Raw genomic sequence first — 15,444 nt, forward strand, 5'->3', positions numbered from 1 at the left:
ACGTCAGCGGCGACGAGCTACCAGACCCACTGCAGCGATGGCGACCAGCACTAGCGTATGGGGTTCAGGCACGCCAGTCGCCTGCGCCACAGCGGCGGCGGACGTACCGAAGTTCAGCTTCCACACCGCATAGTCGCCGGCGTCCACGGTGCCATTGCCGTCGGCATCGGCCGGCAGGTAGTCGCCCGAGATGCCCAGTGAGTTTCGCCATACCGAGTAGTCGGCCAGGTCTACCAGGCCATCGCCGTTGAAATCGCCTATCGCCGCCGACGGCAGGGCGAAGTAGTCGGCCGCAGTACCGATCCAGACATTGCTGACCGTGAAACTGCCCTCGTACAGACTTTGCAGGCCGAGTTTCGTGATCACAGGATTAAAGTCGGCGCTATTGTTCGCGGTGATGTCCCACGCAAAACTATCGGAGGCAAAGTTGCCGATGTTCGCACCCGCGGGCAACAGTGCAGCCGAGATGGAGTTCTCGCCGGCGCCGTTGCCGGCGATTCGACCGACCAGCATGAACGTCGTGTCGGGTGCGAAGCCGGTCGTCGAGACGTCCTCGCCCGAGCTATCCGCCTGGCTGCGGATGGATATTTGCTGCTGCTGGCCATGCAGGGCGATGTCGAATTGGTTATCGCCCGCGGCATCCAGAAACTGCAGCGCCAACTCGCGATTGGGGGATGACAACTGATTGCTAAGCAAAGGATCCGTGTTCTGCCGCACCAGCATGGTGAAGTATTGCTCGCCGTCGGTGCCCAGGTCGATGGGCGTTTCGAGCGGGATCTCCATCGTCCGTGGAGCGGTGTTGAGCTGGTCGTAACGCTCGGCCGCGTTTTGATTGCGAATGGTGATGGCGGCCGTGCTGTGCATTGCCGCGCCGATGCCGGTGGCAGTGTAGGACAGGTATCCGGCAGTGTGCTGGGTGAAGTTACCGGTCTCTTCCAGTGCGCCGCCAGTGTCGCGTCCTCCGAGCCAACGTCCCGTGGTTCCGCGGCCGTCGGCGAAGTTCTCAAAGGTGCCGGTGTAGGCAAGTCGGTCGGGCAGGGTGAGCCCCAGGGCGGTGAACCGGTCGGCCAGCCAGTCGGCGTCGTCCTGCCGCACGAAACCGTTGCCGTCGTGGTCGCCTTGTTCCCAGTTGCCGCGCATGTAGAAATTTTCGAACCGCGCCAAGGTGTTGGTGCCCGTCCAGCCTGGCACGCTGCCCATATGATCGGCCAGGATATTGGCATCCTGTTGATCGACCAAGCCATCGAGGTTCAGGTCGGGCGTCTGCGTGGCGAATATCGCGTAGTGATGGGCCACGCGGTGCAGGCTCATCTCGTTGGTGGCATCGTAGTGCAACGTCCACGACATCACGCCGGGCATGTTATTGTCGATGGCAAACTGCACCTTGTCCCGCACCTGATATCGGCTCTCGATGGTCCACGTACCGGTGCGAAGGGTACCATTCAGGTCACGCACCGAGCCGGTAAACGTGGTGGCGTCGGCCGGCAGATTGGGATTGGCCGCCACAATGTTCTTGAGGCTCACGGTCGCAGGTCCATCGGTGCCCCAGGTGCCAATGCCCGGCACCAGTTGCTCGTTGACGAAGGCCTTTTCCACACCTTGGTCGGTGAGATTGCGTTTGTAAGCGGCGAACGATTCGTAGTCGAGGTTCGTGCCGTTGTCGGCCGGATAGTGATAGCCCATGATGAACAGCTGATCGTAGGTCCGCGCGTCGAAAACCGGCGTGTCGTCCCAGTCGGAATCGGAGAATCCGAAATCGTCCACCGACACCTCTCGCGCCGTACCAAACGCTGCTTTCAGGTCCTTCGCCAGTTGGGTGTAGTTGGCCCACTCGGTATCAGTGCTGGGGCGTTCCCAGTCGAGGTTGAAACCCGACATGTCGTAGGTGTCCATCAAGTTGACGACGTTGGACACGAAATTGGCCCGGTTGGTGCTGTTTCCGACGATGGAGTTCCACACATCGTCCACGCTGCCACCCGAGACGGTGAACATGCTCATGTGCAGACGGAAGTCATGCGTGGCGGCGTGTGCCTTGAGCTTGCTCAGATGTTGCGCGCCGGCGGACGTCGTAACCAGGTTGCCACTTGAGGTGGGACGAACGCCACCAAAGTACAGCACGTCCGACACGTGGTCATACACTCCATCGCTGGAGAACGAAGTGACTTGCGACTGGGGGGTCCAGTCGGGCACGAAGCCCCAGATACGAAACTCCGCTGCGTCCCAAGCCGAGATGGCAGTATCCGCCAAGGCCGTCTTCACGCAGAAGGCTACCGCAACCGCGCAGATTGCGAGGCGGACGAGTTTCATGGCGTAAGAGGGGGAGGTTAGCTGCAGGTGAAAAGGGATGGGCATGTACGCATTCTGGCCATGAATTCCGTTAAGTGCAAACCAATGAAGCGACTCCACTGCAGTTTTTGTGGCTTCGCGAAGAACCCTATCGCTGAACAGAGATTCGCGTGCGCAAAAGGCTCATGTGGCCGCCCATATAGCTCATTGCCACGGCCAAACAGACAAGCACAAGGCCACCAGGCTCGGGGACTTGAGCGGGTGCAGATGGCGATGTCGTAGGAGGTTGCCAGCTACCGAAGTTGTCTTTCCATACGACGTAGTCGCCGGCGTCAATACCGGGCACGTCGTCGCCCGCCATGTTAATGAGCGAGTCGTCGGTCGCCCCCAGGTTGTTTCGCCACACGGTGTAGTCGGCCAGGTCCACCAGGCTATCGCCATTGAAGTCGCCGGCAAGTACTTCCGGCGTGGTAAGGAACTCATAGATGGCGTCGGCCAGGTGGGCATGCATTACGCGCGTGGGATGCACGTTGTCCCAGAATAGGTACTCATCGGGGTTCGCGACCACGTCACTATTGTCGTACGAGTAGGTACCTGGCTCGAGATCGGGCGCGGCGGACTCCGAGACGTTGGTCAGCCCATAGTCGCCGGGATTGGCGAGCACCTGGTCGAACAACGCCTCGATGTCGAACCGCCGGATCGAGGCGTCGCCGATGCTGGCCTCGAGGTCGTCCAACCCGCTGGCGAGCGTCGTATTGAACATCTGCGTGCGATTGTTCCAGTCGGCCTGGCTGGCGGCGGTGCCGTTGTACTCGGGCGTGGCTCCCAGCTTGGGCAGGTTCATTACCAGGAACTGCCGCGCGCCGTCGTCGTACAATTGTTGAATATCGTTGGTGATGTTGCCCACCGGGATCGACATGTTCATCTGGTTGTCGAACAGGTCGTTGGCCCCGGCCCATACGATGTACAACGCTTCGGGATCGCCGGTGCGATTGTCGACATAGTCGGCCACCTGCTCGCCCAAGTCGTTGAGGAACAGACCGGTGACCCAGTCGGAGCCGGACGTCTTGGCGCCGCCGTAGGCGAAATTGTCGCCACCGTTCGAGCTGCGCGTGAGTGTTCCCAAGCCGAGTTGCTGGGAAAGCAACTCGGAATAGACCTGGCCGTTGGAAAAGCGCCCCTCGTAGTAGGCCGAGCCGGGGTAGTTGCCAAACGGAATCCACGCAGTTGCCGCATCCGTATTGCCCACGTCGGACAGGCTATCGCCGAATACGAACAGATCGCTGAAAGCGTCGGCGTCGCTGCCGAGCAGGAGTGCTAACGTGACCGCACAGGCTAACAGACCGCGATGGAACATAAAGCTGAGCAACGAATAGTCCGCATGACTTGCCAACCTCCGGCGCAGATCGAGACCAATAGCAGAGTGCAGTTGGTCGCTGGCCCGGGGACGCGGCAGATTGTAGCACTTGCAGGAGTAGCCGTCGCCCCGAAGTTCTGCTGTTACACCACGCAGGCAGCCACTGGGGTACCGGGCATGCTGTCACCCGAATGTTGTCACCAAGTCACCGGCGAACTAGTCGCTGGGAACTCCGCGAGGCAAGGCAACTCGGCCAGCAGATGCCATGGCGAGAAACCGCAACGGTAGCGCGGCCTTGTCACTGCCAATCGCTCTAGATGCGGCCCGCCACGATACTGGCGTTGTGCCCTCCAAAGCCGAAGCTATTGCTCATCACGATGTTGAGCGGTTTCTCTTTGGGCTCGTTGGGGGTGTAGTCCAGATCGCACTCGGGATCAGGCGTCTGGAGGTTGATGGTCGGCGGGACCACGCTGTGCTTGAGCGCCATGAGGCTCAGAATCATCTCTACGCCACCGCTGGCGCCGAGCAGGTGGCCAAGTTCGCTCTTGGTGCTCGAGACACTCAACTTGTAGGCGTGGTCGCCGTACACGCGTTTGATGGCGGTCGACTCGGCCTTGTCGCCCAGCGGAGTGCTAGTGCCATGGGCGTTAATGTAGTCGACCTGGTCGGGCGAGATCTCGGCGTCCTTGAGGGCTTCGCTCATCGCGCGGCCAGCGCCGGTGCCTTCGGCATCGGGCTGGGTGATATGCCCACCGTCGGCGCTGGCTCCGTAGCCCAGCACTTCGGCGTAGATTTCCGCTCCGCGAGCCTTGGCGTGCTCGTACTCTTCGAACACCAACAGGCCGGCACCTTCGGAGAGCACAAAGCCATCGCGATCGACGTCAAACGGCCGGCTGGCACCTTGGGGATCGTCGTGGCGTTCGCTCAGCGCTTTCATGTTGGCAAAGCCAGCCAGTCCCATTGGCGTGCAAGCCGCTTCGGTGCCACCGGTGATGACAATATCGGTTTCGCCGGCGCGAATCGATTGGAAAGCCGATCCCATGGCGTTGGTGGCACTGGCACAGGCCGTGGCCACGGCGAAGTTGATGCCCCGCAGTCCGTAGCGAATGGAAACATGTCCGGCCGCTGCGTTGACCATTAACTTGGGAATGGTGAAGGCCGATACGCGGTCGGGACCTTTGGTGATGAGCCGGCCGACTTGCTCCTCAATCTCGTTAAGTCCGCCGATCCCCGAACCGATGATCACGCCACAGCGGAAGGGATCCTCCTGGGAGAAATCGAGACCCGAGTCGTTCACCGCGTCCACGGCACATACCAGGGCGAACTGCGTGAAGCGGTCGAGCTTCTTCAAGTCCTTGCGTTCGATATAGCCCTGTGGATTCCAGTCGTGGATGTCGCCGCCGAACTTTACCTTGTGATTCGAGGTATCGAACAGCTTGAGCTCATGAATACCGCTCTGGCCGGCGAGAATCTTTTGCCACAGATCATCCACCTTCAGGCTCAGTGAAGTCACTGTGCCCAATCCGGTTACTACCACGCGCCGTTTCATCGTCCTGTCGCTTTCCGGGTTGGTTGAGTAGCGTAGCGGGTGAGTGGGGATGCCGATGTCTCTCCACCAGTCTTGGGCTTCACCAACTCACATCCAGACCTTGTTCACAAAAAAAGGCGCACGTTTTTGAAGCGTGCGCCTTCGAAAGTTCTGCGCACCGCCACAAGGGTATCGGCGCGGTGTCGGTCGCCGGCGGCGATTAGCCGTTGCCGTTCGCCTCGATGTAATCCACCGCCTGACCGACGGTTTGGATCTTCTCCGCCGCGTCATCGGGGATGTTGATGTCGAATTCTTCTTCCAGTTCCATGACCAACTCGACGGTGTCGAGCGAGTCGGCGCCCAGGTCGTTCACGAACGACGTTTCGGGGGTGATTTTGTCTTTGTCGACGCCAAGTTGCTCGGCGACGATGTCTGCTACTCGTTCCAGAACTGAGGCCACGTCAGGTCCTCCTAAAATATCCGCACAATGTTGTCGAAACCGAGGAATCAGGAGTCCGGGGTCCGCCGCGGCGCCTGTTTATCCGGTGGGTACCGGCCTCGGGTGGTTACCGATTCTATGGTCGTGTGTAAGCCTCTCAAGATAGAGCGTCTACACAAGAGTGGTCAAGATATACCGCGTTTCCTCGCGGGTGTCTAGGCGGCTTCGGGGTTGGTTGCCGCTGTTTGTAAGTATTGCCCTGTTAGGCGGTTAGGCCACCATCCACGACCAGCACCTGCCCGGTAATGTAGCTGCCAGCATCGCTGGCCAGATACAGCACCGACTGGGCGATTTCGTCCGCTTCGCCGAGTCGCCCCAAAGGGATCTTCTCTTTGACCATCTGCTCCAGGGCCGGGCCCAGGGCTTCGGTCATGTCCGAGGCGATAAATCCAGGGCAAATAGCGTTGACCGTGATCTGCCGACGCTTGCTGCCCAGCTCGCGGGCCACCGTCTGCGTGAAGCCAATGATGCCCGCCTTGGAGGCCGAATAGTTGGCCTGGCCAGGATTACCCATCAGACCCGAGACGCTGGAGATGTTGATGATGCGGCCTTTCTTGGCCCGCATCATGGCTCCGGCCCCGGCCCTGGTATACAGGAACACGCTCCGCAGGTTGGTGGCCATCACAGCGTCCCAATCTTCGTCGCTCATCCGGGGCAGTAGGGTGTCGCGGGTGATGCCGGCGTTGTTCACCAGGATATCCAGCTGACCCCACTCCTCCACCACCTTGTCGACGGCCGCCTGGGCCGCTTCGCTGTCGGTGGCGTCGGCGGCAATCACGATGGCCTCGCCACCCGCTTGTTTGATTTCGTCCACCGTGGAGGCCAGCTTCTCGGCATTGCGGGCCAGGCAGGCCACCTTGGCTCCACTGGCAGCGAGCGACAAGGCGATGGCCTTGCCAATGCCTTGCGACGCGCCGGTCACCAGGGCAGTTTGGCCGGATAGATCAACTGTGAGGGAAGGCATAGGTGAATTGCTTGGTTGAGTTTGCTGTGAACAGCAGGGTGATTTTGAGTAAGCGGTGCGATGAACGATAAGCGCCGGGCGAGGACCACCGGAGTGGTGCCCAGCGTGTTGTTGGTAGCTTACGCCGTGATGCCTTCGCAGGGGAACTTTCGCTCGATGCGTTTCAGCAGCCCGCGCAATACGCGTCCTGGACCAATCTCCCAGCAGGTATCGACGCCGTAGTCGGCAAGCACCCGACGCATCGAGTCTTCCCAGCGTACGGCATTGACGACTTGCTCGCCCAGCAGGCGGCGAATCTCCACGGGGTCGTCGTGCGGTTGGGCGTCGACGTTGGAAATCACCGGAATGCGCGGCGGGCGCAGGTCCACCGTCTCCAGCACCGCTTCCAGTCGCGCGACGGCCGAACGCATTAGTTCGGTGTGAAACGCACCCGCGACGGCCAACGGTACCACTCGCATGGCGCCACCTTGTTCGGCCAGTTCCGCGGCACGCTCGCACGCGCTGTTGGCGCCGGAAACCACAATGTTGCCGGGGCACAGGTGATTGGCCACGGCCAGCACTTCGCCTTGCGAAGCTTCCGCGACAATTTTTTCGATGTCGGCCAACTCCATTCCCAGCACACTGACCATGCCGCTGGGCGAGGCCTCCGAGGCGTCCTGCATCGCGGCGCCGCGTTCGGCCACCACACGCAGGCCGTCGGCAAACGACAGCGACCCGGCGAACGTCAGCGCGGTGTACTCACCCAGGCTCAAGCCGGCGGTGACCACGCACGAGTCGACCACGTCGGGATGCTCGGCATCGAGTCGTTCGAGTGCCGCCAGGCTGGCAACGTAGATGGCAGGTTGGCTATGGGCCGTCGAGTCGAGTTGCTCGGCCGGTCCGTTGGTGCACAGGGCTAGCAAGTCGTAGCCCAGAATCTCCTGCGCCTGAGCGAATCGCTCTTTGGCCTGTGGGAACTCGGCACACAGCTCGGCTGCCATGCCCACCGTTTGAGCGCCTTGGCCCGGAAACAGGAATGCGGTCTTGCCCACGGAACTCCCTCGCGCGAGTGACAAGGAAAGGGGAAAATGCGACAGCCGGAAGAGGAATGACGAGAGCAGCTCGTGCCCGAGCTTTCAGTTTCCCCCCTCCGCCGCCGCGGTTAGGATGCCTCGGCGACCATCTGACGGCCCATGTAATGGCCGCAATGCTCGTTGGGGCAAACCACGTGGCTGGGCTTGGGCTCGCCGCACTTGGGGCAAGGTTGCAGTTGGCGGCCCTTCAGCTGGTCGTGCGAGCGACGCTTACCGGAACGCGAATTGGAGTGTTTACGTTTGGGGACAGCCATCGGACGGCCTCACGAGGGTAACATGCGGGAGCTTGGTAGTTGGGTAGAAACCAAGTAGGTTAACTCACGTGCCGGCGAGGTGTCAATGGGCTCGGAGGGGAGTCGAGGTGGCCCATTTTCCCTGAATTCGCGGTAAACTGGGCCCTCCGTTCGAAACCTTCCAAGCCAACGCCGCCCGGCGTGGTCCCCGTGAGAGTAGCCACCAGCCATCCGATGAACGCACATCCCACGCTCGAAATTCGCCTGGTCGATAAGGAGAATCCCGCCGACATTGAGGTGCTGGTGGCCATGATCGACGCCTACGCCCAGGACGTGATGGGGGGGGCCGAGCCGCTCGACGAGCGGGTTCGCGCCGAGCTGCCCCAGCGATTCTCGCTGCATCCTGCCACGCTGGGTTGGCTGGCCTGGCTGGGGGACGAACCCGTTGGGGCCGTGGCTGGTGTGTTGATGTTCGGTACTTTTGCCGCCCGCTCGCGGGTGAACATCCACGACCTGTCAGTCGTGGCCGGGCACCGCGACCAAGGCATTGGACGGAAGTTGCTCGCGGCCGTGGAAGACTACGCCCGGCGGAACGATTGCCATGCGCTGACCTTGGAAGTCCGCGCCGACAACGATCGTGGCAGGCATCTTTACTGGTCGTTCGGCTTCCGTGGCCCCACGGAGTGGTCGCCCCCCGAAAGTATGGCGTTCTGGAAAAAAGAGCTCGCCTGAAACTGGCGCCGCGCTGTGCGGGTATCCTATGCGGTGTTGAATCGATCAATTGATCCATTGCAACGCGGGGGCCCGGTTTGCATCGCTACCAGCGGCGACATCGTGAGAGACTCCGTGAACGCCAACGCAAGCGTCGCCGGCAGTGGCTGGTAGCGCTGGGGGTAGTGCCGGTGTTGCTGGCCGGTTTTATCTGGCTGGTTACCGTGTGTTCCACAGGCCGATTCAACCAATCTCCATCGCCGGACTCGCTGATCGAAATGCTTCTGAATGTCGTCGCGCAAACGAGCGTCGCCAATGCCGCGGGGCTGGCGCTGCTGGTGCTCTCGCTGCTGAAGCTCATCACCGGTTGGTGGCGGATGATTATGCGTCGCAGGTGAAGCGTGCGCGCCCACTGGCGGGCACCGCAGAAAATGTGTTGGCTCCTCAGCCCAATGTGGTCTAATGCGAGAGGTGAGCGGGGGGCATCCATTGTGGGCGTGGTTGCATGGACTACTGTGAGGAGGTCATCCATGGATAGCCAGCAACCACAACCAGAGGAGGATGAGAATCCTTATCAGGCACCCCAGCGACTTCCCGATCACGGTGAGCCGGGGCACCTGATGCGGCGGCTTTCACTTTTTGTCGGGTTTGTGTTTCTCACCCCACTAGCGATGTTGATTGCTTTTGGTGTGACTTGCGGGGCGACCGTGCTTGGCATGGAGATTATTGGCAACGCCGTGGGCACGGTGCTGCACTCGCCGCAGCTTGCAAGTGTTTGTGGCTCGGCCGGTTTTATCCTTGGGATTGTGCTGGGAGTACTGGTGGCGGGAAAGATTGCACAGACGAATCGCGAGCGATGGCGGCGATGGGGCAGTGTTGCAGAACCCGAAGATTCCAAAGGCGAGCAAACGCAGGGGACTCGTAATGAGTGACGATCAGACACCAATCGAAGAGCCGAATCCGTTCGAGTCGCCGAGAAACGGGATGCGAACTTCGGATTCGTCGCGGGCGACTGCCGTTCGCCGAGTGATCGTGGTGCTTGTTTCGGTAGTGCTCATTCCACCGGCCGTCATCATTGCCTTTTTCTTTGGTTGCCTGGCCAGCGGTTCCCCATTCGATTCGATGGCGATCGGGTGCGTTGGTGGCACCATCGCGGGGTTGGGCGTGTTGGTGGGGATGTGCTATGTCGCCAACAAGTTGTGGAAGAGGTCGTAGCTGGTGTCGGCTTCCCAGTGCGAGTCATTGCGGCCGTAGGGTTCTGGAAATTAATCATGAACTTTCGCAACTATCAATTCCTTGGCGCCACACAAAGTCTGTGTCCCGAGTGCTTGACGGTGGTCCCCGCAAAGATCCTCAACCGCGACGGGCGAGTTTACTTTCGCAAGCATTGCCAAGAGCATGGTATGCGTGAGGACTTTGTGTGCAGCGACGCCACGTGGTTCGATCGGCACGTCGGTAGCGCTCCCGGCAAAGTGCCGCTGGAAATGGCGGTGGAGCCCAATCGCGGCTGCCCCTACGACTGTGGGCTCTGCACCGAGCACGAGCAGCATACCTGTCTGGGTCTCTTGGAAATCACGGCCAACTGTAACCTCGAATGCCCGATGTGTTTTGCCTCCAGTGCGCCGGGACTCAAACACCTGTCGTACGACGACTGTGTCCGGGCGATCGACCATCTGGTGGCCGCCGAGGGGCAACCGGAAGTGCTGCAGCTTTCCGGCGGCGAGCCGACCATCCATCCTCGCTTCCTCGACCTTCTGGCTTACGCCTGCGATCAGCCGATCGACGTGGTGATGATCAACACCAATGGCGTACGGCTGGCCCGCGACCGAAGGTTCCTGGAAGTAGTCGCCGAGCATCGCAAGCGGGCGGAGGTCTATCTGCAGTTCGATGGCTTCGACAACACGGTGTACCAGTCGCTGCGTGGAGAGCCGCTTCTCGAATCGAAGCTTGCCTGCGTCCAGGCGTGTGGCGAACTTGGCATCAACGTCACCCTGGTGGCGACGCTCCAAGCCGGAGTGAACTTCGGGGCGAATTCCGATTCGTCGTGGCTCGGCCGCTTGCTCGACTTTGCTACCGAGCGACCCTGGGTGACGGGGGTGAGTTTCCAACCGGCCACGTACGTCGGGCGGCACTTTCTGCCCGAGGAACTCGAGCAGCGGGTGACGTTCCCCGATGTCATCCACGCCATCGAGCGCGAGACGGATGGGCGCTGGCAGGAGAGTGACTTCACGCCACTACCTTGTGCCCACCCCAACGCTCACACCGTGGCGTATGGCTACCGCGCTGGCGGACGGACTACGCCGTTGGCGCGGTTGATCGATATTGCCGAACACATCGACCTCTTGTCCGGCCGCATCACGTACACCCGCCCGCGGGCACGCGATTTGATTCAGGAAGTGATGAATCGCAGGTGCTGCGGTTCAGGTGGTTGCTGCGAACCTCGTGAGCCGAACGCGCTAGCGTCGGGTGAGTTGCCAGTGGTCTCGACGACGAGTAACAGGGTGAATTTGGGGAGGGAACCCGCGGCTAGCGCCTACGGCTCACAGTCGCTGGAAGAAATCGGTCAGGAATTCACCCTCCGCGCGCTCTCGGAGAATCTCGACCCTTGCGACATGTTCCGCATCACCACCACCAGCTTCATGGACGCCTACAATTTCGACATCCGCCAGTTGATGAAGTCGTGCGTCCACTTTGTCTTGCCGAGCGGCCATATCATCCCCTTTAGCGCGTACAACACGCTTTACCGCGAGGGCCACGTACCGCTGCCAGAACTGAAGGCGGCGTCCCTTTGTCATTCTGACGGGAGCTCCGCGACCGAAGAATCTCGTTTGCCTGTGAGAGAAGGTTGAGTAGTTCCTTCAGTCGCTTGCCGCTCCCTCTGGATGACAATCACCGTTCGCACCTTCGCCATTCCCGCCATGTATCCCCTCATCATGCTCGTGGCCGTCCTCTCAGGCGCTGCTTTGTTGCGGCTGTCGCAACGGTCGCTCGACATGATTTGGGAAGACAAGCTGGCCATTGGCATCGGCGCGTTTTGCGGGGCAATGATCGGCGCGAAGTTGCCCTTTGCATTGTTTGGCGACGCGGAGTTCTGGACCGCCGCGGCGTGGCTCTCCAACGGCAAGACGATCCTGGCCGGCCTCGTAGGTGGGTATGCGGGCGTAGAGTTTGTGAAGTGGGTGCTCGGCATCCGCACCAAAACGGGCGACTCGTTCGCCGCGCCGGTCGCGCTGTCGGTTGCTATTGGTCGGCTGGGATGCTTCTACGCCGGTTGTTGCTTTGGCACCCCAACCAACTTGCCGTGGGGCGTCGTGTATCCGGCGGTCGACACGGTGCCACGCCACCCGACGCAGATTTACGAATCGCTGTTTCACCTCATCATGGCCGTCGCGCTGCTGGTGCTGCAGCGACACGGGATGTTCCGCGGACAGCTCTTCAAGCTCTACATCATCACGTACGCGATGTACCGCCTGGTCACCGAGCAAATCCGCCCCGAGCCCGAAATGTGGGGTCAGCTGACCGCCTACCAATGGGCGTCGCTCGGTATTATCGCCGTATTCAGCTACCTGTGGTGGCGGGATAATAAGCAGCTGGCCAACATACAACCCGTCAGCGGTTGATGGCATTGCCATCGGCTTTCTCGAGCAGCCATCGCAACATCGTATCATCAATGCTTTGCGAAACAGCCTGAACACTCCCGTCGGCAATGCCAGCCAGGAAGATGTTTGGATGCCAACCGCCAAGTTCGGGTAACGGTTGCTCGGAGTCGTAGGCAATGTCTACTGGTTTAGTCCAGGGAACCTCGCGTTTGGCTTCGACCAGGGCGATCGTGTTGGACAGGCCATCCGTTACTTCGGCGAAACGCGTCCCTTTTTCGTTGTAGAACATTGTCTCAGGGCCAGTGATGGCAAAGTAGCTGGTGTTAGTGGACGCAATGTCATCCGATGGCGAACGGAACATGTCGGGTATCTTGGCCAGCACCTTCAGGTTCGCTTCGCTGTCCCAAGGCTCGTCCTTGCGATACTCCTTGGAGAGCCCCATATCTGCCCGCTCGAGGTACGGCAGAATTTCCACCCGCCAGCTGCGAGCGACTCGTTTGCCATCGGGCAACTCTTCATAGACGACCGCGGGCGGGAGGTGATTGTAGGCAGCGTGGTAGTTGTGCAGTGCGAGCATCAACTGCTTCATGTTGTTCATGCTCTGGGTCCGCCGCGCGGCTTCGCGCGAGGCTTCCAGTGCCGGCAGCAAGAAGCCTGAAGCAATCGCCAGTTTTTCGGCATCCATTTTCTGGCTGGCAAACTTCAAGGTTACCTGCTGATCGACGGATTCAATCTGCGACTCGCTGGTAAATTCGGCGGCCAGATCGAACAATGCGTCGACCGACGCCAAGTTGTGTTCGGGTATTCTCAAGTCGCTAGCTTCCCCTTTCGCGACTGCCCGCTGCTGCTGGACCATGTTGCCCATGAGTGTGATCGCTGCCTGGCTCGTCGCCGCTACGGAAGCGGCCGATTTTTCGTCGTTGCACTGCACCAAGGCGTCGAGCTTGAGCTGGTCGATGGCGTCCATCGAAGCGACAGCCCACTTTGTATCGGTCAGCAGGGGGGCAAACATCTGCATGGGGAAGCCACCCACCAACTGCGCTTGGTCCTGCGGACTCGCTTGTGCCTGGAACCGCTGCATATCGAAGGCCATGACAATTTGTTTATCCGCCGCCTGTTGCCACTGCTCGGCCCAAGCTCGCTTGGTTTGCACTGCCGGTGGCAAGCTGCGTTTCGCATCCGCTCTGCCGAACTGGTCGAAGACAATGGTTCGCGCGTCGATCTTCGTAAGCCGTTGGTATTTGGTCTGCCAAACGGTCGAACTTGGCGCGGTGTACTGCTCGTCGTCTTTCATTTTGTCTACCGTCGTGGCGACGAGTGCATCGCATGCCGGTGCGTCGACGAACCGGACGACGAACCGTGGTTCCTCCATTGGAAACCCATACACCAAGACCAAGAATTCAGCCACTTGGGCGACTGAGATGTTGCTGTTTTTTAGGCGACTGCTCTGAAGCACTTCGTCGATTTTTGGAACTAACTCCTTGAGCGAGGGCTGTCCCAAGAGCTCGGCCGGGCGTATGGAAACAGCGTATACGGTGCTGTCTGGAAAGACCTCCAGGCCGATGCGGGGTACCTTCTCCAACTTCTCAGCACTACCGCGCGGCCCCGTATCGGCAAGCAGTTCTGCCGCGTCTTGTCCAATCGCCACCTGGCGGACACCGGCCACGGCCACCGCCGCCAGGGCCAGGCTCACAGCAGCCACCGAGCGAGCCAGCGGGCCAATCGACTTACTGGAAGTTCGTTGCTTTGCTTCGCGTAACATTTCCACTCTCCTCATGAGTAGGGAGCGGCCGGGGATCAGAGTCCTCGCCGGTCCGGACAAGCGATGATTGGGAGTCGCCAGCGCCAAGGACGCCAGCGAATGGAGGTAGCTTTGCCGGTCGCCCACCAGTCGCACCGCCAGAGCGTCGGCGGCCAGTTCTTGTTCCATCTGCAGGCGGCCGGCCAGCCAATGCACCAGCGGATGGTAGAAGTGCACCGCCACGGCCAGTCGCGCGATCAGCCAGGAGCGGTAGTCGCGGGCAGCGATGTGCGCAAGTTCATGCGCCAGCACGACCTTTCGTTCATCGTCCGACCAGTCACGCCAGCGCGCCGGCAGCAAGATCGTCGGTCGCCACCAACCGACCGTGGCGGGGGTGGCGATGGTGGACGACTGACGCAACTGAACACCAGCGGTGGTGCCGAGCCTCGTCTGCAGATCAGCCAGCAGCGACAGAGTCGACGCATCTTCCGCGCCCAGTGGGCGACTTTCGGCCACCAGTCGTCGCACGATCCACACGCCCCATGCGAAGCGGGCGACACCAATCACCAAGCACGCGGCCAGCAACCACCGCGCGGCGGTTCGCCAGGAGAAAGTGATCGATGCCGGTTCGGCCGAGTCGGCTGGTGGAGCAAAATCGGACAGCGCATCGGTAAACGCGTCCCATGCCGCCAGGGCAGGGGAGAGCAGCGAGTCGTCTGTCGCCGGTGCAGAACTCGGTGCTACCGGCGTGGAATCCTCTGCAGCGGCTGCTTCCGTTGTAGCGGGAGTGGAAGTAGCCACTTCGCCCGCCGTGCGAGCCGGCGATAGTTCCCACCGCGGCCAGGGGCTGGCGGCCAGCGCTGTGAGCACGAGCACCAGCGTCAGACTGACCGACGCGGTGATCGAACCGAGCGAGGCGTGCAATCTTCTTGCCACCAGATACACCACGCCCGCCACCACGGCGAACAGCGTGACCTGCACCACGCACGACACAAGAACTGCTGTACTCATTGTTTGCCCCCTTCGAGAATCTGCTCCAGTACTTCGCGTTCTTTCTTGGTGAGCTTCCGCCCATCCAATAGCCGCACCAGCAGGGCCTCGCGCGAACCTTGGAATACCCGCTGCACCATGTCGGTGACCAGCCGTTTGGAGACGTCGTCGAAGTCCTTCAGCGGCTTATAGATGAACGGCCGGGCGTCGCCTGTTTGTTCGAGGAAGCCTTTGTCGACGAGAATCTTCACCAGTGTGGCGACCGTGGTGTACGCTAGGTCGCGGCCCCCCTGGGCCAACTGGTCGCGGGCATCCATGGCGGTCATGGCCCCCTGATCCCAAAACACATGCATCAATTCGAGCTCGCGCTCGGTGAGCTCGGTAGCCTTTGGCCGCGCCATTGCAGAGTCCCCGTGGCGTGATGTTTGGTTATTTAGATTTGGTTTTATCGACAAGCGTGGCG

At 60.8% G+C, this 15,444-nt stretch carries 15 protein-coding genes; 6 read left to right on the top strand and 9 right to left on the bottom strand.

From position 1 onward, the window contains the following. Positions 1-3: 3 nt before the first annotated feature. The 7 genes from NG895_RS22995 to rpmF all read right to left on the bottom strand — a co-directional run bounded on the left by NG895_RS22995 (position 4) and on the right by rpmF (position 7,961). The gene (locus NG895_RS22995) at positions 4-2,307 is read right to left on the bottom strand and encodes a glycosyl hydrolase family 18 protein (RefSeq protein ID WP_252854888.1); all 2,304 of its coding nucleotides are present in this window, start codon (positions 2,305-2,307) and stop codon (positions 4-6) included. A gap of 127 nt (positions 2,308-2,434) precedes the next feature. Next, positions 2,435-3,655 carry an SGNH/GDSL hydrolase family protein gene (locus NG895_RS23000; RefSeq protein WP_252854889.1) on the bottom strand — a complete coding sequence of 407 codons (1,221 nt, stop codon included), beginning with the start codon at positions 3,653-3,655 and terminating at the stop codon, positions 2,435-2,437. A gap of 301 nt (positions 3,656-3,956) precedes the next feature. Beyond that, positions 3,957-5,192: a beta-ketoacyl-ACP synthase II gene (gene fabF, locus NG895_RS23005; RefSeq protein WP_252854890.1), complete on the bottom strand. Its 1,236-nt coding sequence runs from the start codon at positions 5,190-5,192 to the stop codon at positions 3,957-3,959. 199 nt (positions 5,193-5,391) lie between these two features. Further along, the gene (gene acpP / locus NG895_RS23010) at positions 5,392-5,631 is read right to left on the bottom strand and encodes an acyl carrier protein (protein WP_252854891.1); all 240 of its coding nucleotides are present in this window, start codon (positions 5,629-5,631) and stop codon (positions 5,392-5,394) included. 241 nt (positions 5,632-5,872) lie between these two features. Further along, positions 5,873-6,634 carry a 3-oxoacyl-[acyl-carrier-protein] reductase gene (gene fabG, locus NG895_RS23015; RefSeq protein WP_252854892.1) on the bottom strand — a complete coding sequence of 254 codons (762 nt, stop codon included), beginning with the start codon at positions 6,632-6,634 and terminating at the stop codon, positions 5,873-5,875. A gap of 119 nt (positions 6,635-6,753) precedes the next feature. After that, positions 6,754-7,665 (bottom strand): ACP S-malonyltransferase, encoded by a 912-nt coding sequence (fabD, locus tag NG895_RS23020; RefSeq protein ID WP_252854893.1) that lies wholly within the window; start codon positions 7,663-7,665, stop codon positions 6,754-6,756. Between the two features lie 110 nt (positions 7,666-7,775). Continuing rightward, positions 7,776-7,961: a 50S ribosomal protein L32 gene (gene rpmF, locus NG895_RS23025; protein WP_252854894.1), complete on the bottom strand. Its 186-nt coding sequence runs from the start codon at positions 7,959-7,961 to the stop codon at positions 7,776-7,778. A 213-nt stretch (positions 7,962-8,174) separates the two neighbouring features. On the opposite strand from rpmF, the gene NG895_RS23030 reads away from it, so the two are divergent. The 6 genes from NG895_RS23030 to NG895_RS23055 all read left to right on the top strand — a co-directional run bounded on the left by NG895_RS23030 (position 8,175) and on the right by NG895_RS23055 (position 12,271). Then, positions 8,175-8,672: a GNAT family N-acetyltransferase gene (locus tag NG895_RS23030; protein WP_252854895.1), complete on the top strand. Its 498-nt coding sequence runs from the start codon at positions 8,175-8,177 to the stop codon at positions 8,670-8,672. A 77-nt stretch (positions 8,673-8,749) separates the two neighbouring features. After that, positions 8,750-9,049 carry a hypothetical protein gene (locus NG895_RS23035; RefSeq protein WP_252854896.1) on the top strand — a complete coding sequence of 100 codons (300 nt, stop codon included), beginning with the start codon at positions 8,750-8,752 and terminating at the stop codon, positions 9,047-9,049. Positions 9,050-9,181: 132 nt separating this feature from the next. Continuing rightward, complete coding sequence (locus NG895_RS23040) at positions 9,182-9,583, top strand: hypothetical protein (protein ID WP_252854897.1); 402 nt, start codon at positions 9,182-9,184, stop codon at positions 9,581-9,583. Then, complete coding sequence (locus NG895_RS23045) at positions 9,576-9,866, top strand: hypothetical protein (RefSeq protein WP_252854898.1); 291 nt, start codon at positions 9,576-9,578, stop codon at positions 9,864-9,866. The genes NG895_RS23040 and NG895_RS23045 overlap by 8 nt, the downstream gene beginning before the upstream one ends. A gap of 56 nt (positions 9,867-9,922) precedes the next feature. After that, positions 9,923-11,500, top strand: a complete 1,578-nt coding sequence (locus tag NG895_RS23050) for a radical SAM protein (protein ID WP_252854899.1) — start codon at positions 9,923-9,925, stop codon at positions 11,498-11,500. Between the two features lie 33 nt (positions 11,501-11,533). Then, complete coding sequence (locus NG895_RS23055) at positions 11,534-12,271, top strand: prolipoprotein diacylglyceryl transferase (RefSeq protein ID WP_252854900.1); 738 nt, start codon at positions 11,534-11,536, stop codon at positions 12,269-12,271. On the opposite strand, the gene NG895_RS23060 is transcribed toward NG895_RS23055, so the two are convergent. Next, a complete protein-coding gene (locus NG895_RS23060) occupies positions 12,261-15,002 on the bottom strand; it encodes a DUF1559 family PulG-like putative transporter (RefSeq protein WP_252854901.1) in 2,742 nt (913 codons plus the stop codon). The two genes, NG895_RS23055 and NG895_RS23060, sit on opposite strands and share 11 nt — an antisense overlap. Beyond that, entirely contained in the window at positions 14,999-15,382 is a 384-nt protein-coding gene (locus NG895_RS23065; RefSeq protein WP_252854902.1) for a BlaI/MecI/CopY family transcriptional regulator, read from the bottom strand. The genes NG895_RS23060 and NG895_RS23065 overlap by 4 nt, the downstream gene beginning before the upstream one ends. Positions 15,383-15,444 lie beyond the last annotated feature (62 nt).

This window comes from Aeoliella straminimaris, from assembly GCF_024054565.1.
GTDB classification, from domain to species: domain Bacteria; phylum Planctomycetota; class Planctomycetia; order Pirellulales; family Lacipirellulaceae; genus Aeoliella; species Aeoliella straminimaris.